Here is a 20531-nt window from a genome sequence, read left to right as displayed (position 1 = left end):
GTCATATCAATCAGCTACGGGCAACATAGCGGCTTGTCTACGAGCGTAACCCTGGTCTGCATGAGCATAACAAGAATTCCCGTCCACTTTAGTGATAGCCGCCGTCGAGCCATCGACCGGTGGGTAAAGCGTGTTGTCACCGCCTGCGGCGTGGGGATTCTGGCTTTGATGTTACTGCTATTTTTCTGGTTGATCTGGGTAGTCATGCCACTTTTTAATCCGCCAGGGATGCAGATTGTCGCCAGTCAGCAGCTGTGGGATAAGGCCCCGGTACTGGCATTAGGCAACGATGGGCAACTGGGATGGCGCATCAGCCGCGATGAAGCACGCTTTATTCCGCTTGATGGTCAACCTGCCGGGCCTGCGCTGGCACTGAAGGGTAAACCGGATGCGGTGGTGCAAAGCGCCGACCACAACAGCCTGCTGTTGAATATGCAGGGTGACCTGATGTTGATGCAACCGGTTAATGGCGAATGGCGTTTTCCGTTGGGCGATCGTCCGATGCATCTGCCGCAGGGGGCCGTAGCGCAGATGGCACTGGCTACCCTCGAGGCTGATCAATGGCGCATCGCTGCGCAAACCGCCACCGGCATCATCGTGCTGACGCTGGATAAATCAGCCCACGTCAACCAGATTGTCCTGTCTCAACAGCAGGCCGATCATCTGCTGTTCTCCCCGGATGGCACCCTGCTGTATACCAGCGAGGGCCGCCTGCTGCGCGTCTGGCAAATCAGCGATGACGGTGCGCAACTGCGTGAAACACAAACGCTGGTGCAGCGTCCGCGTAGCCTGCATCTGCTGGCCGGTGGCCGCACCCTGCTGATTCAGGATCAACGCGGCATCAGCCAATGGTTCGCGATTACCGGTCCACAGGGGCCACGTTTACAGGAAATCCATACTTTTGACGGCAGTTCGGATACGGCTTTGATTGTGACCGAACCACAGCGTCGCGTGTTCGCCACTCTGACACCTGAGGGCGACGTCAGCCTGTTCGCCAGCAAGCAACAGGGGGCGACAGTTACCCGCAAGCTGGAACCGGGCATTGTGGCTGCCGCTTTTTCACCGCGCGGCGATACGCTGGTGGTGGAACGGGCAGGGCAATGGCAGCGTCTGCGCCTTGACGATCCCTGGCCTGACTTTAGCTGGCGCAACCTGTGGCAGAAAATCTGGTATGAAAACTATCCACAGCCGAATTGGGTGTGGCAATCCACGGCGGCGGGGGACAGCTATCAGGCCAAATTCAGCCTGATACCGATGATTATTGGCACCCTGAAGGCCGCCAGCCTGGCGCTGTTGTTTGCCACCCCACTGGCGCTGGCTGCGGCGATGTACACCGCCTGGTTTATGACACCGGGCCTGCGCCGTTGGGTGAAACCGGGCATTGAGATGATGGGTGCGCTGCCGAGCGTGGTCATCGGCCTGATTGCCGGGGTGTGGCTGGCACCGCATATCAGCAATGCGTTGATTGGCGTGTTACTGCTGCCGCTGATACTGGCGGCCACGTTGTTGTTATGCGGAGTGCTCAGCCCGCGGCTGCCCGCGCGCTGGCGTCAGCCTGGCTATGAAGTGCTGCTGTTGCTGCCGATTCTGCTGGCGGTGACGTTGCTGACGCTCTGGCTGCCAACCCATTTCTGGCCCGCGATGGGGGAGCGGCTGGCCCATTATGAGCAGCGCAACCTGCTGGTGGCTGCGCTGGCGATGGCATTTGCGCTGGTACCCCTGATTTTTACCTTATCGGAAGATGCGTTATTCAGCGTGCCGGCCTCACTGGGGCAAGGCTCGCTGGCGCTGGGGGCTACGCCGTGGCAGACCCTGACGCGTGTGATCTTGCCCGGTGCTTCGGCCGGGATTTTTGCCGCACTGATGATTGGTTTTGGTCGGGCCCTGGGGGAAACCATGATCGTGCTGATGGCAACCGGTAACACCCCGGTGAGTGAAGGCGGGTTATTTGCCGGATTACGTGCGCTTTCCGCCAATATCGCTATTGAAATGCCGGAAGCGGCAGCGGGCAGCGCCCATTATCGCATTCTGTTTCTCAGTGCGCTGATTCTGCTGATATTTACCTTAATCATTAACACGGTGGCGGAAGTGATCCGTCAGCGCCTGCGACAGCGCTACAGCCAGCATGAGGGACAGGGATGAAGGCAATGCGCCAAAATGATCGCTGGCGTTGGCTGACTGCCGGTGCGGTGGCCGTATGTTTACTGGCTTTTACCCTGCTGATTGGCTTACTGGCGTGGCAGGGGATGCGTGCCTTCTGGCCGCAGCCGGTCGATCAATATCTGTTCCAGCCACCTGAGGGCGATCCGGTGATGGTGCTGGGGGAAACCCTGCAACGTCAGCGGCATGACAGCGGCTGGCGTTATTGGGTGAAAACCGGTAACCGTGATTTTTCCCCTCCTGATTTTCGCGTGATTGACAGCCAGAGCCGGGCGAAAACCCGCAGGCCTGCGGATGTGATAGTGCTGCAACGTCGCAGTGGCGGGAATGCCTACGGCTGGTTTATTGAGCTACGTGAAGATAATGAAGTGCTGACGGCGCGCGACCGTGATGCGTTGCTGCACCAGCGTCTGCAACAGGTCCACGGGCAGCTGCGGCAGGCCAGCCATATTCGCCGTATCGAAATGGCGCGCCTCAATGCCCAGCTGGAAAATCTGCAACGGCAGGCTGAGAGGCAACAGCAGAAAGGGGAGTTTAGCGCGCAGCGCCAGTCTGAATACGACGCCAACAGCGCCGCTTTGCAACGGAACTTCGCTGCGCTGGGCAGCCAACTGGCACAGTTGCAAAGCGCCAGCCATCGGGATGTGCTGGTGTTGCGCGATGTACAGGGGCAGGATCATCTGATCCCGCTGGCGCAGATTGTCGCGGCCTGGTATCCGAATAACATGAGCCTCGGCCAGAAAATGCAGCACTTTCTCAGCCAGCTATGGCAATTTGTCAGCGATAACCCGGCGGCAGGCGAGAGCGAAAGCGGTGCCTTTCCGGCGATTTTTGGTACGGTGCTAATGGTGTTGCTGATGTCGGTTATCGTCATGCCACTCGGTGTGGTGGTGGCGGTCTGGCTGCATGAATACGCCGGGCGCAACGCGCTGACCCGGCTGGTGCGGATTGCGGTAGTGAATCTGGCGGGGGTTCCCTCGATTGTTTATGGCGTGTTTGGTCTGGGCTTTTTTGTCTGGCTGATTGGCGGCACCATTGACCAGATATTTTACGCGCGCGCCTTGCCCAACCCGACATTTGGTACCCCCGGTCTGCTGTGGGCGGCGTTGACGCTGGCGCTGCTGACGCTGCCGGTGGTGATCGTCGCCACGGAAGAAGGTCTGTCCCGTATCCCGGACAGCCTGCGACAAGGTTCGCTGGCGCTGGGGGCGACGCAGGCCGAAACCCTGTGGCGCGTGGTACTGCCGCTGGCGGTTCCGGCGATGTTGACGGGGTTGATTCTGGCGGTGGCGCGTGCTGCCGGGGAAACTGCCCCGCTGATGCTGGTCGGGGTGGTGAAGATGGTACCGGAACTGCCAGTAGACGCCGTGTTTCCTTATCTGCACCTTGACCGCAAATTTATGCACCTCGGTTTTCAGATTTACGATCTGGCCTTCCAGAGCCCGAATATCGACGCTGATCGCCCCCTGGTTTACGCCACTGCCCTATTGCTGGTGGTGATCATCCTGTCGCTCAACTTGCTGGCGATGGCGTTGCGCCACCGTCTGCGTGAGCGTTACCGGCTTATGACGCATTAAAAGGTTTTACACATGACGCCCGATTACGACATCGCTCTTGAGGTTAATCAGCTTTCGCTATGGTATGGCGAACGCCAGGCGCTGAATAACATTGCCCTGCAACTGCCGAAGAATCGCATCACGGCGCTGATTGGCCCCTCCGGCTGCGGCAAATCGACGCTGTTGCGCTGCTTTAATCGCATGAATGATGTGATCGATCGCTGCCGGGTGGAGGGTGAGATCCTGTTGGGGCAGCATGCCATTATGCAACCGGAACAGGATCTGGCTGCGCTGCGGCGGCGTGTTGGCATGGTGTTTCAGCGCCCGAATCCGTTCCCTAAATCAATTTATGAAAACGTGGTTTATGGTCTGCGCTTGCAGGGCGTGCGCGATCGTCGGGTGTTGAATGAAGCCTGCGAAAATGCGCTGCGTGCGGCGGCGCTGTGGGGTGAGGTGAAGGATCAATTGGGGCAAAGTGCCTTAACCCTCTCCACCGGACAGCAGCAGCGGCTGGTGATTGCACGCGCCATTGCCATCGAACCGGAAGTCCTGTTGCTGGACGAGCCGACCTCGGCGCTGGACCCGATCTCTACACTGGTGATTGAAGAGTTGATGAGCACGCTGAAGCAGCATTTCACGCTGGTGCTGGTGACGCACAATATGCAGCAGGCAGCGCGCGTGTCGGATTACACCGCGTTTATGCACCATGGCCAGCTGGTGGAGTTTGATGAAACCGACCGCATCTTCACCACGCCGAAAACACGGCGCACCGAAGATTACATTACGGGACGGTTTGGGTAAGGCAAAACCTAAAACCTTGCGCGATAAATAGCGCCGCTACAAAAGGTTGCGAATACTGTAGCGGCGCGATTTATCGCGCGAAGTCGTATTGGATACGGGATCAATCGTGGGCATAACCCTGTGGCGGCAACGGTTGGCCATCCAGCCAGGCGGCACCCTCGCGCATCTGCAAGCGTCCATCGACAAACCAGCTGATCACCAGCGGATAAATCGCATGCTCCTGATGCTGCACGCGGGCGGTGATTTCATCTTCCGTATCATCCGCAAACACCGGTACGCGCGCCTGCAAAATAATCGGCCCGCCATCCAGCTCATCCGTGACGAAATGCACGGAGGTGCCGTGTTCCTCGTCGCCATTCTCCAGCGCCTGGCGATGAGTGTGCAGGCCGGGATACTTCGGCAGCAGGGAGGGATGGATGTTGACCAGACGATCGTGGTAATGCGCAACAAACGCCTGGCTGAGAATACGCATGTAACCAGCCAGCACCACCAGATCCGGGGCGTAAGCATCAATCTCCTGCATCAGCTGGCGATCGAAGGCGTCACGGTCGGCAAATTCACTGGCGGCCAGCGTATGGGTCGCAACCCCCGCTTCCTGCGCGCGCGTCAAACCCATGGCCGAGGCTTTATTACTGAAAACGGCAGCCACGCTGCCGTTAATCCGCCCGCTTGCGCAGGCGTCGAGGATGGACTGAAGATTGCTCCCGTTACCGGAAATCAGTACAACCAGTTTCTTCATGGGTTGATGACCACACGCTCTTCGGCATCAGAAGCTTTGATCACACCGATTTTCCACGCCTGCTCGCCCGCGTCGGTCATCAGCTGAATCGCTTTGTCGGCTTCTGCCGCGCTTAGCGCAATCACCATACCCACGCCGCAGTTAAAGGTGCGGTACATTTCATGACGGCTAACGTTACCTGCCTGCTGCAGCCAGCCGAACACCGCTGGCCACTGCCAGCTGCTCTCTTCCAGCACCGCCTGGGTGTTGTCCGGCAGTACGCGCGGAATGTTTTCCCAGAAGCCGCCACCGGTGAGGTGCGCAATCGCGTGCACATCAACCTGTTCGATCAGGCTGAGGATGTTTTTCACGTAGATACGGGTCGGGGCCAGCAGATGATCGGCCAGCGATTTACCTTCCAGCTGTTTGCTTTCCGGATCGGTCTGGCTCACCTGGAGGATTTTACGCACCAGCGAATAACCGTTGGAGTGCGGACCGCTGGAACCCAGCGCAATCAGTACATCGCCATCCTGCACTTTCGAGCCGTCGATGATTTCTGATTTTTCCACCACGCCAACGCAGAAACCGGCCACGTCGTAATCTTCACCATGGTACATGCCCGGCATTTCAGCGGTTTCACCGCCGACCAGCGCACAACCCGATTGCAGACAACCTTCTGCGATACCGGTGATGACCGATGAAGCGGTATCCACATCCAGCTTGCCGGTTGCATAGTAGTCGAGGAAGAACAGCGGCTCAGCGCCTTGTACCACCAGGTCATTCACGCACATCGCCACCAGATCGATACCGATGCTGTCATGGCGTTTCAGATCCATCGCCAGACGCAGCTTGGTGCCGACGCCGTCGGTGCCGGAAACCAGCACTGGCTCGCGGTATTTCTGCGGCAGCGCACAAAGCGCGCCAAAGCCACCCAGTCCACCCATCACTTCCGGGCGGCGGGTCTTTTTCACTACGCCTTTGATACGGTCAACCAGAGCGTTACCAGCGTCAATATCTACACCGGCGTCTTTGTAGCTGAGAGAGGTCTTGTCGGTCACTGCGGAATCCCCACGCGAGTTGCGGTTGGTGGTTAAAATAAAGCGGCGTAATTCTACCAGCGCAGGCAAACGTTTGCGAGTCCCATCTCACGCCACCTTTGCACAGTACCGCTTTTTCGCTAATCCTTAATCCCGGAGGGAGCAGGGCGTTGTATTGACCAATGACATATGGCGTCGCGGAAAAAAGGCGGTATAATCCGGCGATTTTTTTTTCGCTCAACACAATTCCGGGAGAACACTCATGAAGATCGTGGAAGTCAAACACCCGCTGGTCAAACATAAACTGGGCCTGATGCGTGAGCATGATGTCAGCACCAAGCGATTCCGCGAACTGGCCTCGGAAGTGGGTAGTCTGTTGACCTATGAAGCCACTGCCGACCTGGCAACCGAACGCGTTACCATCGAAGGCTGGAATGGCCCGGTAGAAATCGAACAAATCAAAGGCAAAAAAATTACCGTGGTGCCGATTCTGCGCGCCGGTCTGGGCATGATGGAAGGGGTGCTGGAGCACGTACCAAGCGCGCGTATCAGCGTGGTGGGTGTCTATCGTGATGAAGAAACCCTCGAGCCGGTGCCGTACTTCCAGAAACTGGTTTCCAACATTGAAGAACGCATGGCGCTGGTGGTTGACCCGATGCTGGCGACCGGTGGATCAATGATCGCCACCATCGACCTGCTGAAAAAAGCCGGTTGTAACAGCATCAAGGTGCTGGTGCTGGTGGCGGCACCGGAAGGGATTGCCGCGCTGGAAAAAGCGCACCCGGATGTGGAACTGTACACCGCGTCTATTGATAAAGGCCTGAACGAGAAGGGCTACATTATTCCTGGTCTCGGCGATGCCGGTGACAAGATTTTCGGAACCAAATAAAGAAAGCAGCCGGCCAGAGAGTCGGCTTTTTTTTGGCAAAAAAGCACCACACAACTCAAGGGGATAACTGAATGACTCGTCGCGCCATCGGCGTTAACGAACGACCGCCGCTACTCAAAACCATTCCACTCAGCCTGCAACATCTGTTTGCTATGTTTGGTGCAACGGTGCTGGTGCCGATTTTGTTCCACATCAACCCGGCCACGGTGTTGCTGTTTAACGGTGTCGGTACGCTGCTGTACCTGTTTATCTGTAAAGGCAAAATTCCGGCCTATCTCGGCTCCAGCTTTGCTTTTATTTCACCGGTGTTGCTGTTGCTGCCGCTGGGCTATGAAGTGGCGCTGGGGGGCTTTATCCTCTGCGGCTTCCTGTTCTGTGTGGTGGCGCTGATAGTGAAAAAAGCCGGTACCGGCTGGCTGGATGTGATGTTCCCGCCAGCAGCGATGGGCGCAATTGTTGCGGTTATCGGCCTGGAACTGGCAGGCGTGGCGGCCAATATGGCCGGACTGCTGCCCGCTGAGGGCACCTCACCGGATGGCACCACCGTGTTTATCTCGATGGTCACGCTCGGCGTTACCGTTTTCGGTTCGGTACTGTTCCGGGGTTTCTTCGCCATCATCCCGATTCTGATCGGCGTGCTGGTGGGCTACGCGCTCTCTTCATTTATGGGGATCGTCAACTGGTCTTCGGTGGTGAATGCGCCCTGGTTCGCGTTGCCAACTTTCTACACGCCGCGCTTCGAGTGGGCAGCGATGCTGACCATTCTGCCTGCGGCGCTGGTGGTGATTGCCGAGCACGTTGGTCACCTGGTGGTGACGGCGAATATCGTCAAAAAAGATCTGATCCGCGATCCGGGCCTGCATCGCTCGATGTTTGCTAATGGTCTCTCTACCATGATCTCCGGTTTCTTCGGTTCGACGCCTAACACGACCTACGGTGAAAACATTGGCGTGATGGCGATTACCCGTGTCTACAGTACCTGGGTGATCGGTGGCGCGGCGATCCTGGCGATTCTGCTGTCCTGCGTCGGTAAACTGGCGGCGGCGATTCAGGCGATCCCGGTGCCGGTGATGGGCGGTGTCTCTTTGCTGCTGTACGGGGTGATCGGTGCCTCCGGTATCCGTGTGCTGATTGAATCCAAAGTGGATTACAACAAAGCACAGAATCTGATCCTTACCTCGGTGATCCTGATCATCGGTGTCAGTGGCGCGAAAGTCCATATCGGTGCTGCCGAGCTGAAAGGTATGGCGCTGGCGACCATCGTCGGTGTGGCCCTCAGCCTGATCTTCCGCGTAATCAGCCTGTTACGCCCGGAAGAAGTGGTGCTGGACGCTGAAGAACAACGCGAATCCTAAGCGTCTTTGCCGGGCAGGGAAGCCCGGTTCATCTCTGGCAAGGATCATGATAAACTTGCCCGGTTTTCTGCCCGTTCATACCCTGAGGTGCTTCTGAACACGCCGGCACAGCTTTCACTGCCACTTTACTTACCTGATGACGAAACCTTTGCCAGCTTCTGGCCAGGGGAAAATCCGTCCCTCCTCGCTGCGCTTCAAGGCGCGCTGGTGCAGCAACACGGCAGCTATCTCTATTTCTGGTCACGCGAAGGCGGTGGGCGCAGCCATCTGCTGCATGCGGCCTGCGCGGAAATGTCGGCGCGTGGTGAGGCGGTGGGTTACGTCCCGCTGGATAAACGCACCTGGTTTGTTCCCGATGTACTGGAAGGCATGGAGCATCTGGCGTTGGTGTGCATCGACAATATTGAATGTATCGCCGGGGATGCCGCATGGGAAATGGCGATCTTTGATCTCTACAACCGCATTCTGGAAATCGGTAAAACCCGCCTGTTGATCACCGGCGATCGTCCGCCGCGTCAGCTTAACCTCGGGTTGCCGGACCTGGCGTCACGTCTCGACTGGGGCCAAATCTACCGCTTACAGCCGCTGTCGGATGACGACAAATTGCAGGCGATGCAGTTGCGTGCCGGGATCCGCGGATTTGAATTGCCGGAGGACGTCGGGCGCTTCCTGCTGAAACGCCTCGACCGTGAAATGCGCACCCTGTTCGACACACTCGACAGACTGGATCGTGCCTCGATCAGCGCACAACGCAAACTCACCATTCCCTTTGTTAAAGAAGCGCTGGGGCTTTAAACAATCTCCAGCACCGCTTCCGGCGGGCGACCGAGACGCGCCTGCTCACCGTTAATCACAATCGGCCTTTCAATCAATTTCGGGTTTGCTGCCAGCGCCTGTAGCAGCTGATCTTCTGTCAGTTCCGGGTTGGCTAATTCCAGCGATTTATACAAATCTTCTTTGCGGCGCATCAGTTCACGCGCGCTGCTCATCCCAAGTTGTTTCAGCAACGTTTTCAGCGTGGCTACGTCGGGTGGGGTCTCCAGATACAGCACCACTTACGGCTGCACTCCCTGCTGTTGCAGCAGCGCAAGGGTTTCGCGGCTCTTGCTGCAACGCGGATTATGATAAATGGTCACCATGATTAAGATCCTTTTTGATACTGACGGAAGCGTTTTTGCAGCTCGCGGAATTGGTCGATGCGCGCATCATAACGCGCCTGTTTCAGGCTGCCGATCGGCACCTGGGCGCTGGCGCTACTGAGTGCCCGGATGGCCTGATCCATCTGACCATTCAACGCCAGGCCTTCTGCGCGTGCCGAGAGTTCCTCATCCTGCAAACCCTGGGCAGCGGAAGCCTGTGCCAGCAGATCCCAGCCATTAGGATCGTCCGGATGCGACCAGGTGTAGCGATTGAGGATACGGCTGGCATTGGCGGGTTGTTTGGCTTCAACGTAGGCGTTCGCCAGGTTAAGCTGAATCACCGCATTGCTGTTGCTGCCTTTGGCGCTGCTGAGCATGTTGATAGCCTGCTGGGGTTGATTCAGACCGATATCAATGTCGGACATGATATCGAGAAACCAGACGTTATCCGGTTGTTTAGCCAGCATCGGCGCAATGATTTTCTTCGCGTTTTCAAAGCTTTTGGCCTGCAAAAACTGCACCGCTTTGCCGTACTGCGATGCCTGTTGTTCACGGCTGTTGCCTTTGGCGTATTGATTCAGCAGCTCATCGGTCAGCTGATTCTGGCCGGTGGAATACATGCCGAGAGCACGGACTTTCGCCATATAGAAATCCTGTGAGGACTGCACCACTACCGGACGCATCTGGTTCGCGCGGTTGCGCGCATCCGCCAGACGGCTGTCAGGCAGGGGGTGAGTCAGCAGGATTTCCGGGGGCTTAGACGAGAAGCGACTTTGATCCGCCAGCTTTTGCAGGAAAGCGGGCATCGCCTGGGGATCAAACCCGGCGCGTTGCAACACCTGAATACCAATGCGGTCCGCTTCCTGTTCATTGCTTTGGGTAAAGCTGATCATCCCCTGCTGCGTCCCGGCGAGGGTGCCCATCAGCCCGGCCATCCCCGCCTGCGGGTTAGCAATCGCCAGCAAAATCGAACCGAGCGCACCGACCCAGGTCAGCGGCGCATTCTTCTTCTGTTCTTCCATAGCGCGTGCCAGATGGCGCTGGGTGACGTGGGAGATTTCGTGCGCCATCACCGATGCCAGCTGGCTTTCGTTATCGGTGAAGCGGAAAAGCGCCGAGTGCAGCACCACGTTGCCACCAAAGAAGGCGAAGGCGTTCAGCTCATCATTCTGGATCAGATAAAAATGAAACGGTGTGCGCACCGAGTCGGCATGCGCGACCAGGCGCTGTCCGAGTTGGTTGATATATTGATTCAGCAAGGGATCGTTGATCAGCGGGGCGCTGGCACGTAGCTGCCGCACATAGAAATCACCGATCTGCAATTCCTGATTAATCGATAGCGTTGCGCCCGCCGTGGTGCCCATATCGGGCAGAGAATCGCTCACGTCGGCGCGGGTACTCAGCGCGGGTGTGAGCAGCAGCGCAGGAATAAGGGCCGCCAGCACTGATTTCTTCAACCGGTTAAACATGCCTTGATCCTGTAACGAGTGACCTGAAATTGGACAGGTAAGTGGTGCAAATGTTCTGCGATCTCATACTGTAGCGGCGCGACTTATCGCGCGTCTTTTTAAAAACCGCGCGATAAATCGCGCCGCTACGAATCTGGGTAATTGTTTATCTTAACCACACGCAGCATACAAGCAAGCTGAGTGGGAGATGAGATAAATGCAAAATGTTGCTGACGCATGGCGAAAAAAGTAGCAAAAATTTGAATAAGACAAATGCGCCATTTACAGCGGTGTTGCGCCTGGTTAAGAGTAAATTCAGGTAAAATTACTCAAAATTATTGAATCTAGCATGAATATTTCCAGGTTTACTCTGAAAAGTAGGGCAAAGAATGTGCGGATGGCCTGATTTATCCATCGACATTATTAATCATGACGCAAAAGGTTAAGCAGGGGACTGCATAAAAGGATGGTCATATTTCCCATCATTGATAGTCATGACAATCGGATTCTCCGCTAAAACTCCCGTCCAGCCATTCTTCAACTCGTCAACTTTCCTTCATCAGCGTTGCTATTCAATGAGTCGCGCTAATTATTTTTCCTGCAACGAAACCGCGCACAGCCGCGAAAACCGGCGGCTTTAGGCGTTGTCCTGGTGTGGTATAGATAAAGCACATTGTTCAAACGGACTGCGACTACCTGCCGGAGAGTGCCTATGCGTTCTGTTGTCTCCTATGCCCTGATTGCGATCGTCGGTGGTTTTGTGGGTGCCGTTGCCAGTAAAAGTGATGACCTCTATCAGCGTGTCGTTAACCACTTTTCATCGCCACCGAGCGACCCGGCAGGGTTCTGGAGCACGCCGGGCATTAATGGCTACGGCAAAATCCATTACGAACCCGATGCGGCCTTTAAGCCGGTGGCGGGACTGAGTAACAAAATCGTCTTTCAACTCACGAAAAACGAAGGCGATATCGCCCGGCCAAACCTTGGGCTGGAACGTGTGGCCAGGGTGGTGAATCTGTATATCGCCTCGGGTGTCCCGGCGGAGCAACTGCACTTTGTGGTGTCAGTCACCGGTGATGCGACCCCGGCGATGCTGGATAACGCGCATTTCAAACAATTTTATGGCACCGATAACCCCAATCTGCCGTTGATTGCAGAGCTGAATAAGCAAGGGGTGAAGGTGTCGGTATGCGATCAGTCGGTGGCGTTTCATCACTACCCCAATGACTGGATCGACAAATCGGTGATCCATGCGCTCTCCAGCCCGACCACGGTATCGACGCTGCAAAATCAGGGCTATGCATGGCTACAAATGTAACGGGCTTTTTGATGATGGTTGAGGAGAAGTGAAATGCGTCCAGCAACATACATTGTAGTGGCAGCACTGGCCGGTTTTATCGGCGGAAATGTGCTTCAGCTTCCCGATCTTGTTGGTAAAGTCAGCGACAAGTTTGCGGATAAAAAAACCGAACCGGCTGATTTCTGGAGCACACCCGCCATCGACGGTTATGGCAAGATTCATTTTGTGAACACACCGGCGTTTAACCCTGGCAGCACTCCAGGCCTGAGCAACAAAATCGTCTTCCAGATTAACCGTAGCGAAGGGGATATTCGCCAGCCGAACCTCGGTCTGGAACGTGTGGCACGCGTCACCAACCTTTATTACGCTGCCGGGGTGCCGCTGAACCAGCTGAACTTCGTGGTATCGATTAACAGCGATGCCGTGCCTGCTGCGCTGAACAACGAGCAATTCCGCAAAGCTTATGGCGTCGATAATCCCAACCTGAAGTTGATCAGCGAGCTGGAAAAAGCCGGGGTGAAGGTGTCGATTTGCGATCAGTCGGTGGCTTTCCATCAGCTGGAACGTGAATGGATTGACCCGATGGTCACGCACACGCTGTCCAGTGGCACCACCGTCGCCACGCTGCAAAACGAAGGTTATGCCTTCCTGATGTTGTGATCCCTCTGACAGCAGTCTTCGCTGCTGTCATCTTGCTGTCATCTCCGCGCGATGTGGCTGTCACAGTTCGCCATTAAGTTAAGCGCCAATGAGATCGATCTCATTGGTGACTAACGAGGCGAATATGTCCGATTTACTGAGTGTGGCAAAGCTGGCTGGCGTCTCGCGCGCGACAGCAGCGCGTGCCTTCTCTGATCCCCATCTGCTGCGGCCGGATACCTTGAATAAGGTGCTGGCGGCATCGGAACAACTGGGTTTTCGCCCCAACCACATCGCCCGCCAGTTACGCACGCAAAGCTCAACCACCCTCGGTGTGCTGCTGCCTTCGCTGCTCAACCCGATTTTCTCGCAACAGTTGCAGGCGATGGAGCGCGAAGCGCGTCAGGCCGGATTTGGCTTGCTGGTGGCGACCAGTGATTATCAGCCGGATCGCGAAGCGGCGATTGTCGAACATATGCTGCGCCAGCGGGTGGCGGGACTGGTGCTAACCGTGGCCGATGCAGACAACAGCGCGGTGCTGCATACCCTGCATGAGGCACAGATGCCATTTGTGCTGGCGCATAACGTGCCGCAGCACAGCGACTGGCCTGCGGTTTGCGTCGATAACCGCCAGGCGATGCGTGAAGCCACCAACCATCTGCTGCAACTCGGGCACCGGCATATCGGCATGATTGCCGGTCCGATGCTGCAATCCGATCGCGCCCGTCTGCGTTATCGGGGCTACTGCGATGCCATGCAACAAGCGGCCCTGCCGGTGATTGAAATGCCCAGCCACACCCATTCAGATTTCGCGCTGCTGCAACCCTGGTTGCAGGGTGAGTCGGCGCTGACGGCGGTAATTTGCACCAATGATCTGCTGGCGATCAGCCTGATTGGTGACGCCCAGCGCGCCGGAGTACGCATTCCACAACAACTTTCAGTGATGGGATTTGATGGCATCGATATCGGTGAACAGATTGCCCCCTCACTGGCAAGCGTGGCGCAGCCTGGCGATCGGCTGGGTTCCTGCGCCATTGAGATGCTTTTACAACAGGCCAGCCGCGGCACACGCGTACTGGCACATCGACTGCGGCCAGGTGAAAGCGTGGCGGCACCGGTTTTTTCCTTTATTGCCAACACCAGGGAACCATCATGAAATTGCGTAAAAAAGTCAAAATCATTGCCGGGGCGCTGGCCCTGACGCTCGGTTCGCTACTCAGCGCACAGACGCAGGCGGCAGAAACCGCCATTTGCTACAACTGCCCACCGGAATGGGCTGACTGGGGCACGCAGCTCAAAGCCATCGCCAAAGACACCGGCATTCAGGTGCCGCAGGACAACAAAAACTCCGGCCAGGCGCTGGCACAGATGGTGGCTGAACAGGCTAACCCGGTGGCGGATGTGGTGTATTATGGCGTCAGCTTTGGTATCCAGGCCGACAGCGCCGGAGTGATCGCCAGCTATAAACCCAAACACTGGGATGAAATCCCGGCAGGTATGAAAGATCCCAACGGTAAATGGGTCGCGCTGCATTCGGGCACCATGGGCTTTATGGTCAACGTGGATGCGCTCGGTGGTGCACCCATCCCGCAATCCTGGCATGACCTGCTGAAGCCGGAATACAAAGGCATGATTGGTTATCTCGATCCGGCCAGCGCCTTTGTCGGCTATGTGGCGGCAGTGGCGGTGAACCAGGCGCTGGGCGGCAACATGCACGACTTTACGCCGGGCCTGGACTGGTTCAAAAAATTGCAGGCGAATCAGCCGATTGTGCCGAAACAAACCGCCTATGCGCGTCTGCTCTCCGGCGAGATCCCGATTCTGCTCGATTACGACTTCAACGCTTATCGCGCCAAATATAAAGACCATGCCAACGTGGCCTTTGTGATCCCGAAAGAGGGCACAGTCACGGTGCCGTATGTCATCAGCCTGGTGAAGAACGCGCCGCATGAAGCTAATGGCAAGAAAGTGATCGATTACGTGCTGTCGGACAAAGGGCAGGCCATCTGGGCCAATGCTTTCCTGCGCCCGGTACGCACTTCCGCCATGTCGCCTGAAGCGAAGAAATACTTCCTGCCGGACAGCGATTACGCACGCGCCAAAACTGTTGATTACCAGCAGATGGCCGATGCGCAGAAAGCCTTCTCTGCCCGTTATCTGAGTGAGATCCATTAATGTCGCAGTCCGGCATCCTGGCGGCTTCGTGCCGCCAGACGCGTAAATGGTCGGGCAGCCGCTGGCTGTGGCTGACGCTGCCCGCGCTGTTGTTCTTCTGTGCATTCTGGTTGTTGCCGTTTGCCCGCTTGCTGCAAATCGGTATGCAGGCAGACCGCACCACCCAGCACAGCGGTTACTGGACGGTAGTAAGCCAGCCGCAATATTTAGTCAGCCTGCTGAATACGGTGCTGTTGTCGCTGGCGGTGACGCTGGTGACGCTGTTAATCGCCGCCAGTGTCGGCTGTTTTCTGGCGCGTCAGCGCTTTGCCGGTCGCGGCATTTTGCTGGCGTTGCTGACCTTCCCGCTGGCATTTCCCGGTGTAGTAGTGGGTTTTCTGGTGGTGATGCTGGCGGGCCGCCAGGGTTTGCTGGCACAGATCAGTATGAGCCTGGTGCATGAACGCTGGACGCTGGCCTATTCGCTGGTCGGATTGTTTATCGGTTATCTCTACTTTTCACTGCCACGTGCCATCGTCACGTTGGTGGCGGCCAGTGAAAAACTCGATCGTTCGCTGGAAGAAGCAGCGCGTTCGCTCGGTGCCAGTCAATGGCGCATTACCTGGGATGTGATCGTCCCCGGACTGCAACCGGCGCTGCTCTCCACGGGGGCACTGTGCTTTGCCACCAGTATGGGGGCATTTGGCACCGCCTTTACGCTCGGCACTGATTTAGCGGTGTTGCCGCTGACCATTTATGGCGAGTTCACTAACTATGCCAACTTTGCCACCGCCGCAGCGTTGTCCGTGGTGATGGGGGGCGTCGCCTGGCTGGCGCTGATGCTGGCGCGCCGTCTGGCACATCGTTCAACGAAGGAGGCCGAATGACCCGTCGTGGACTCTTCACTCTGCAACTGCTGATCACCACGCTCACCGCGCTGTTTATGCTGGTGCCGGTGGTGCTGTCGATGCTGGCCGGGGTGACCAACAACTATTTTATTGGTCTGCGCAGCGGCCTGACGCTGAAGTGGGTGGAGCAGGTGTGGCAGATGTACGCCGACACCTTCTGGCTGTCGTTACTGATTGCGCTGTGCTGTCTGCTGGTCACGCTGGTGATTGGTGTGCCTGCCGCCTGGGGATTACTGAAAGCACCTCGCGGCTTCGCGGCACGCATTGAAGAATGCCTGATGCTGCCGGTGGCGCTGCCGGGTTTAGCCACCGCGCTCGGTATCATCCTGTTATATGGTCAGTTTTCCGGCCTGCGCGACAGCTGGCTGTTTATCCTGGTAGGTCACGTACTCTTTACCCTGCCATTTATGATGCGCCCGGTGCTGGCGGTGATGCAGGCGGTGGATATGCCGCGTCTGGAAGAAGCCTCCGCCAGCCTTGGTGCTGGGTTCTGGCAGCGTTTCTTCACCGTGGTGGTGCCCAACTGCCGCAACGGCATTCTCGCCGGGGCGTTTATGGTCATCACGTTATCGGTGGGGGAGTTCAACATCACCTGGATGCTGCACACGCCGCTGACCAAAACCCTGCCAGTGGGCCTGGCCGATAGCTATGCCTCAATGCGGCTGGAAGTGGGCTCGGCCTATACCCTGATTTTTATTCTGATGATTCTGCCGTTGTTGCTGCTGCTGAATGCGCTCAATCAATGGCTTAACCGCGCAGTTGCGCGCCAACACAAGGAGCCGGCATGAACAACGCTGCCGTAACCGTGACGCTGCGTAACTGTTCGCGTCGCTTTCATCATCACCTGGCGCTGCATCCGCTGGATCTGACAGTCAATGCGGGTGAAACCCTGGTGCTGCTGGGTCCTTCGGGCTGCGGTAAAACCACCACGCTGCGCATTATCAGCGGGCTGGAAAGCTGCGATGTTGGTGGTGAAGTGTGGTTTGACGGGCGCAACGTCACCGATTTGCCGATTGAAAAACGCAATGTCGGCATGGTGTTCCAGAACTACGCGCTGTTTCCCAATCTGAATGTAGCCGACAACGTGGCTTACGGCCTGAAAGTGCAGGGCGTACCGCGTGCGGAGCGTGAGGCGCGGGTGAAAGAGATGCTGGCACTGGTGGACCTTAGCGCGCTGGCGCAGCGCAGTATCGACAAACTTTCCGGCGGGCAGAAGCAACGCGTGGCGCTGGCCCGTGCGCTGGCGGCTCGCCCGAAAGTGCTGCTGTTTGACGAGCCGCTGGCAGCGCTGGATGCACGCCTGCGTGACCGTCTGCGTCTGGAGATCGGGGCGCTGCTGAAGCAGCTGGCGATCACCGCGGTGTACGTCACTCACGATCAGCAGGAAGCGATGGCGCTGGGCGATCGGATTGCGGTGATGGAACACGGACGGCTGGTACAAATCGATACGCCGCAGCGCATTTATCAGCATCCGGCTTCGAAGTTCGTGGCTGATTTTGTCGGGGCGATTAACTGCGTTGATGTGGATACGCGTGGTAATCCCCAGCGTTTTTGCCGCCCGGAAGATGTGCTATTGGCCAGTGATAACCGTTATACGCGCCAGGGTTTTGTCGTCGCCAGTACCTTCCTTGGCGCGTCACAGCGGCTGATGATCGATATTGGTCTGGCCGCACCGATTCAGGTTGATCGTCATGCGCGCGAAGCCTGGCATGCCGGGCAACCGGTGAGCTGGTCACTGGCGCAGGACGCCGCCCTCCAATTTTCTGCTTCCTGAGGAATAAAGATTGTCTGAAGTCATGACGTTGATTGCGCAAATCAGCGATTTACATATCAAGGCGCAGGGTCGCCTGTCGTATAAAAAAGTGGATACCCAGGCGGCATTGTTACGGGTGATTGATACGCTGAATCAGCTGCGTCCACGCCCGGATGTGGTGGTGATTACCGGCGATTTGGTTGATTTTGGCTTGCCGGAAGAGTATCAAACCCTGCGCCAGGCACTGAAGCAGCTGCAACGGCCTTATCTGCTGATGCCGGGTAACCATGACGACCGCCAGGCACTACGCGCGGCCTTCCCGGAGCACACTTATCTGCAACGCGGGGAAACCCTCAACTGGCAAACCTGCGTTAACGGGGTGCAACTGCTGGCGCTGGATTCCAGCGTGCCGCAGCAGCCGTGGGGTTATGTTGATGAAGCGCAGCTACAGTGGCTGGATGCGCAACTGCAAAGCGCACCCGACACGCCAACCCTGGTGATGCTGCATCATCCGCCGTTTATCACCGGCATCGGCCATATGGATAAACAACCGCTGCGCAACCCTGACGCATTGGCGGCGGTGATTCGCCAGCATCCGCAGGTGGAGCGGGTGCTCAGTGGCCATCTGCACCGATCGATTCAGGCGCGTTTCGCTGGCACCCTGGCCTGTACGGCTCCGGGTGTATCGCATCAGGTGGCGTTTGATTTGTCCGCAGATGGCCCGGCCAACTTTGTGCTGGAACCGCCGGGTTTTCTGCTGCATCGCTGGCATGCTCAGCAGGGAATGACGACACATCTGTGTGCCATTGGTGATTATCCCGGACCGTTTCCGTTCTACGATGCTAACGGCTTAATCGACTAATCAGCGCCAGATATAAGTAAAAGAATTCGTGTGCCGGCAGGATGCTTCGTGCTCAAATTGAGTTGCGGGTGTACAATCCTCTGTTACCTCACCAGGGTATGTACCACCAACAATAACAATACTGTCAGGCATTCGAATTATGAACAGACTCATCATGGTGGAGCCACCATGTTAATGCGCATCCGGCCAAAAACCGATCTGCGCACGCTGATCACGCTGCTGGCCATCACCAGTATTGTTATCACGCTTGCTAACGCCCTGTATGCGACATGGCGCGTGCAACGTATGGTCCTGATTGAAAGCACCCTCGAAGCCAACCGCGCTTATGCCACCAAACTGGCCGCCACCACCGAAGTTTTCTTTCAGCTGGCACAATCCCAGCTGCACTACAGCGCGACCCAGCTGGGCAAAGATTTCGACAATACCGAACTGGCGCAGCAGGAAGTAAATCGTCTGCGCGAGCAGACCAGCAGCTTCAACTCGGTGGCGGTGGTGAACACCGATGGCGTGGTGAAAGCCATTTCGCCGGAATCGCTGATGCTGAAAGGCATGAAACTCACCAGCCAGGCATCACGCGAAGCGCTGGCAAAACGTCAGCCAATGGTCAGCAAACCGACCCTTTCCGCCGCCAATAACTTGCTGGTGTTTGTCTCCTGGCCGATCTGGAGCAAAGAAGGTCGCTACCTGGGTTATGTCGGCGGCACTATCTATCTGAAGAAGAAAAGCATTCTGAACGAGCTGCTGGGCGAGCAATATTATCGTGATGGCACCCATGTTTACGTGTTGGATCGCAATAATCAGGTGCTATATCACCAGAACAACCAGCTGATTGGTAAAAGCGTGCCGGGTATCATCAGCGAGAGCCAGCGTCAGGAGCAAACCAATGGGTCGCTGCAATTGACGGAGGAAGGAACGGCGAAACTGGCCGGTTACGCCATCGTGCCGACCACCGGCTGGATGGTGGTGGCGCTGAAACCCACCGATGTCACCCTGGCTCCACTCTCCGGATTGCTGTTGAAAGTATTGAAAAACTCGGTGCCCTTTGCCTTGTTAACGCTGCTGGTGGCGGTGATTCTGGCGCGTCTGATCGCGCTGCCATTGTGGCAGCTGGCGCGCAAGGCCAGCCAGATGGATACGCAAAGTGTGTCAGGTGAGATTGGCGGCATTCGTGCCTGGTACTTTGAAGCCGCGCAGGTCAAACGCGCGATGCTGACCGGTATCAGCCTGGTACAGGACAAAATTGGCCGGTTGAAGTCCGAAGTTCAGACCGATCCCCTGACCAGCCTGCTTAACCGGCGCGGCCTGAGCGCGGTGCTGGATTATTTCAATGCCATGCGCCAGCCGTTTGCCGTGCTGGCGCTGGATATCGACCACTTTAAACGCGTGAATGATAACTTCGGTCACGATGTGGGTGACGAAGTGATCAAAAAAATCGCCCAGGCCCTGAGCCACAGCGCGCGCGCAACAGACGTGGTGTGCCGCAACGGCGGCGAAGAGTTTCTGATGCTGCTGCCAGGCACCACGGCGGAAGAAGCGCGAATTATTGCCGAGCGGTTACGCAACAATATTGCTGACAGCAGGATCGAAACGGTCGGTAACATCACCATTTCTGTCGGCATTGCCCTGTGGCAGCCGGAAAATGGCACCCAGGAGCAGAGCCTGAAACAGGCCGACGCAGCCTTGTATCAGGCGAAGAATGCCGGACGTAACTGCGTGATGATTGCCGGGCAGGATGCGCTGGTCAGCAGTATCACCCGTTAAACAGCAGTCTGTTCATCAGCCGGAATTTCAGTACAATCGTCATCCCGTTTG

At 56.9% G+C, this 20531-nt stretch carries 18 protein-coding genes and 1 pseudogene; 15 read left to right on the top strand and 4 right to left on the bottom strand.

Going from position 1 to position 20531, the window contains the following annotated elements; genetic code table 11:
• Positions 1 to 60 precede the first annotated feature (60 nt).
• From AC6I8X_RS14620 to pstB, 3 genes are read left to right on the top strand one after another with little or no spacing between them, the layout of a single operon-like run.
• Entirely contained in the window at positions 61 to 2142 is a 2082-nt protein-coding gene (locus AC6I8X_RS14620; protein WP_497840019.1) for an ABC transporter permease subunit, read from the top strand.
• The gene (gene pstA, locus AC6I8X_RS14615) at positions 2139 to 3737 is read left to right on the top strand and encodes a phosphate ABC transporter permease PstA (protein WP_313690000.1); all 1599 of its coding nucleotides are present in this window, start codon (positions 2139 to 2141) and stop codon (positions 3735 to 3737) included. Before AC6I8X_RS14620 ends, pstA begins: the two co-directional genes overlap by 4 nt.
• Positions 3738 to 3749: 12 nt before the next feature.
• Positions 3750 to 4517 (top strand): phosphate ABC transporter ATP-binding protein PstB, encoded by a 768-nt coding sequence (pstB, locus tag AC6I8X_RS14610; protein ID WP_299456142.1) that lies wholly within the window; start codon positions 3750 to 3752, stop codon positions 4515 to 4517.
• A 100-nt stretch (positions 4518 to 4617) separates the two neighbouring features.
• Here the strand turns inward: pstB and purN are convergent, their stop codons facing one another.
• Positions 4618 to 5256, bottom strand: a complete 639-nt coding sequence (gene purN, locus AC6I8X_RS14605; RefSeq protein ID WP_497840018.1) for a phosphoribosylglycinamide formyltransferase — start codon at positions 5254 to 5256, stop codon at positions 4618 to 4620.
• Complete coding sequence (gene purM, locus AC6I8X_RS14600) at positions 5253 to 6293, bottom strand: phosphoribosylformylglycinamidine cyclo-ligase (RefSeq protein WP_310617118.1); 1041 nt, start codon at positions 6291 to 6293, stop codon at positions 5253 to 5255. Before purM ends, purN begins: the two co-directional genes overlap by 4 nt.
• Positions 6294 to 6534: 241 nt before the next feature.
• Between purM and upp the strand changes: the two genes are divergently transcribed.
• The 3 genes from upp (at position 6535) to hda (ending at position 9311) form a co-directional block, all read left to right on the top strand.
• Positions 6535 to 7161 carry a uracil phosphoribosyltransferase gene (upp, locus tag AC6I8X_RS14595; protein ID WP_021184323.1) on the top strand — a complete coding sequence of 209 codons (627 nt, stop codon included), beginning with the start codon at positions 6535 to 6537 and terminating at the stop codon, positions 7159 to 7161.
• A gap of 71 nt (positions 7162 to 7232) precedes the next feature.
• Positions 7233 to 8516: a uracil permease gene (uraA, locus tag AC6I8X_RS14590; protein WP_299456150.1), complete on the top strand. Its 1284-nt coding sequence runs from the start codon at positions 7233 to 7235 to the stop codon at positions 8514 to 8516.
• An 87-nt stretch (positions 8517 to 8603) separates the two neighbouring features.
• Positions 8604 to 9311: a DnaA inactivator Hda gene (gene hda, locus AC6I8X_RS14585; RefSeq protein ID WP_313684280.1), complete on the top strand. Its 708-nt coding sequence runs from the start codon at positions 8604 to 8606 to the stop codon at positions 9309 to 9311.
• Here the strand turns inward: hda and arsC are convergent.
• Both arsC and bepA read right to left on the bottom strand, forming a co-directional pair.
• Positions 9308 to 9655, bottom strand: a pseudogene (gene arsC, locus AC6I8X_RS14580) (arsenate reductase (glutaredoxin)). The gene hda and the pseudogene arsC overlap by 4 nt on opposite strands.
• Positions 9656 to 9657: 2 nt before the next feature.
• Positions 9658 to 11124 carry a beta-barrel assembly-enhancing protease gene (gene bepA, locus AC6I8X_RS14575; protein ID WP_313684243.1) on the bottom strand — a complete coding sequence of 489 codons (1467 nt, stop codon included), beginning with the start codon at positions 11122 to 11124 and terminating at the stop codon, positions 9658 to 9660.
• 691 nt (positions 11125 to 11815) lie between these two features.
• Between bepA and AC6I8X_RS14570 the strand changes: the two genes are divergently transcribed.
• The 9 genes from AC6I8X_RS14570 (at position 11816) to AC6I8X_RS14530 (ending at position 20480) form a co-directional block, all read left to right on the top strand.
• Positions 11816 to 12421: a DsrE family protein gene (locus AC6I8X_RS14570; protein ID WP_313684245.1), complete on the top strand. Its 606-nt coding sequence runs from the start codon at positions 11816 to 11818 to the stop codon at positions 12419 to 12421.
• A gap of 33 nt (positions 12422 to 12454) precedes the next feature.
• The gene (locus tag AC6I8X_RS14565) at positions 12455 to 13063 is read left to right on the top strand and encodes a DsrE family protein (protein ID WP_299456159.1); all 609 of its coding nucleotides are present in this window, start codon (positions 12455 to 12457) and stop codon (positions 13061 to 13063) included.
• 124 nt (positions 13064 to 13187) lie between these two features.
• Positions 13188 to 14198, top strand: a complete 1011-nt coding sequence (locus AC6I8X_RS14560) for a LacI family DNA-binding transcriptional regulator (RefSeq protein WP_313684249.1) — start codon at positions 13188 to 13190, stop codon at positions 14196 to 14198.
• Positions 14195 to 15217 (top strand): ABC transporter substrate-binding protein, encoded by a 1023-nt coding sequence (locus AC6I8X_RS14555; protein ID WP_299456163.1) that lies wholly within the window; start codon positions 14195 to 14197, stop codon positions 15215 to 15217. Before AC6I8X_RS14560 ends, AC6I8X_RS14555 begins: the two co-directional genes overlap by 4 nt.
• Positions 15217 to 16083, top strand: a complete 867-nt coding sequence (locus AC6I8X_RS14550; protein WP_497840017.1) for an ABC transporter permease — start codon at positions 15217 to 15219, stop codon at positions 16081 to 16083. The genes AC6I8X_RS14555 and AC6I8X_RS14550 overlap by 1 nt, the downstream gene beginning before the upstream one ends.
• Entirely contained in the window at positions 16080 to 16892 is an 813-nt protein-coding gene (locus tag AC6I8X_RS14545; protein WP_313684254.1) for an ABC transporter permease, read from the top strand. Before AC6I8X_RS14550 ends, AC6I8X_RS14545 begins: the two co-directional genes overlap by 4 nt.
• On the top strand, positions 16889 to 17878 hold the full coding sequence (locus AC6I8X_RS14540) for an ABC transporter ATP-binding protein (RefSeq protein WP_313684256.1): 990 nt from the start codon (positions 16889 to 16891) through the stop codon (positions 17876 to 17878). The genes AC6I8X_RS14545 and AC6I8X_RS14540 overlap by 4 nt, the downstream gene beginning before the upstream one ends.
• A gap of 22 nt (positions 17879 to 17900) precedes the next feature.
• Entirely contained in the window at positions 17901 to 18719 is an 819-nt protein-coding gene (locus AC6I8X_RS14535) for a phosphodiesterase (RefSeq protein WP_409521685.1), read from the top strand.
• 168 nt (positions 18720 to 18887) lie between these two features.
• Entirely contained in the window at positions 18888 to 20480 is a 1593-nt protein-coding gene (locus tag AC6I8X_RS14530) for a sensor domain-containing diguanylate cyclase (RefSeq protein WP_313684260.1), read from the top strand.
• Positions 20481 to 20531 lie beyond the last annotated feature (51 nt).

This window comes from Pantoea sp. X-Soil-TKNS-1280, assembly GCF_059730475.1.
This window is presented reverse-complemented; position numbering and strand designations above follow the sequence as displayed.

What these genes read in the sequence shown, in the direction of transcription:
- AC6I8X_RS14620 (WP_497840019.1), top strand. Translation starts at nt 61, where the DNA reads ATGAGCATAACAAGAATTCCCGTCCACTTTAGTGATAGCCGCCGTCGA.
- pstA (WP_313690000.1), top strand. Translation starts at nt 2,139, where the DNA reads ATGAAGGCAATGCGCCAAAATGATCGCTGGCGTTGGCTGACTGCCGGT.
- pstB (WP_299456142.1), top strand. Translation starts at nt 3,750, where the DNA reads ATGACGCCCGATTACGACATCGCTCTTGAGGTTAATCAGCTTTCGCTA.
- purN (WP_497840018.1), bottom strand. Translation starts at nt 5,256, where the DNA reads ATGAAGAAACTGGTTGTACTGATTTCCGGTAACGGGAGCAATCTTCAG.
- upp (WP_021184323.1), top strand. Translation starts at nt 6,535, where the DNA reads ATGAAGATCGTGGAAGTCAAACACCCGCTGGTCAAACATAAACTGGGC.
- uraA (WP_299456150.1), top strand. Translation starts at nt 7,233, where the DNA reads ATGACTCGTCGCGCCATCGGCGTTAACGAACGACCGCCGCTACTCAAA.
- bepA (WP_313684243.1), bottom strand. Translation starts at nt 11,124, where the DNA reads ATGTTTAACCGGTTGAAGAAATCAGTGCTGGCGGCCCTTATTCCTGCG.
- AC6I8X_RS14570 (WP_313684245.1), top strand. Translation starts at nt 11,816, where the DNA reads ATGCGTTCTGTTGTCTCCTATGCCCTGATTGCGATCGTCGGTGGTTTT.
- AC6I8X_RS14565 (WP_299456159.1), top strand. Translation starts at nt 12,455, where the DNA reads ATGCGTCCAGCAACATACATTGTAGTGGCAGCACTGGCCGGTTTTATC.
- AC6I8X_RS14560 (WP_313684249.1), top strand. Translation starts at nt 13,188, where the DNA reads ATGTCCGATTTACTGAGTGTGGCAAAGCTGGCTGGCGTCTCGCGCGCG.
- AC6I8X_RS14555 (WP_299456163.1), top strand. Translation starts at nt 14,195, where the DNA reads ATGAAATTGCGTAAAAAAGTCAAAATCATTGCCGGGGCGCTGGCCCTG.
- AC6I8X_RS14550 (WP_497840017.1), top strand. Translation starts at nt 15,217, where the DNA reads ATGTCGCAGTCCGGCATCCTGGCGGCTTCGTGCCGCCAGACGCGTAAA.
- AC6I8X_RS14545 (WP_313684254.1), top strand. Translation starts at nt 16,080, where the DNA reads ATGACCCGTCGTGGACTCTTCACTCTGCAACTGCTGATCACCACGCTC.
- AC6I8X_RS14540 (WP_313684256.1), top strand. Translation starts at nt 16,889, where the DNA reads ATGAACAACGCTGCCGTAACCGTGACGCTGCGTAACTGTTCGCGTCGC.
- AC6I8X_RS14535 (WP_409521685.1), top strand. Translation starts at nt 17,901, where the DNA reads ATGACGTTGATTGCGCAAATCAGCGATTTACATATCAAGGCGCAGGGT.
- AC6I8X_RS14530 (WP_313684260.1), top strand. Translation starts at nt 18,888, where the DNA reads ATGTTAATGCGCATCCGGCCAAAAACCGATCTGCGCACGCTGATCACG.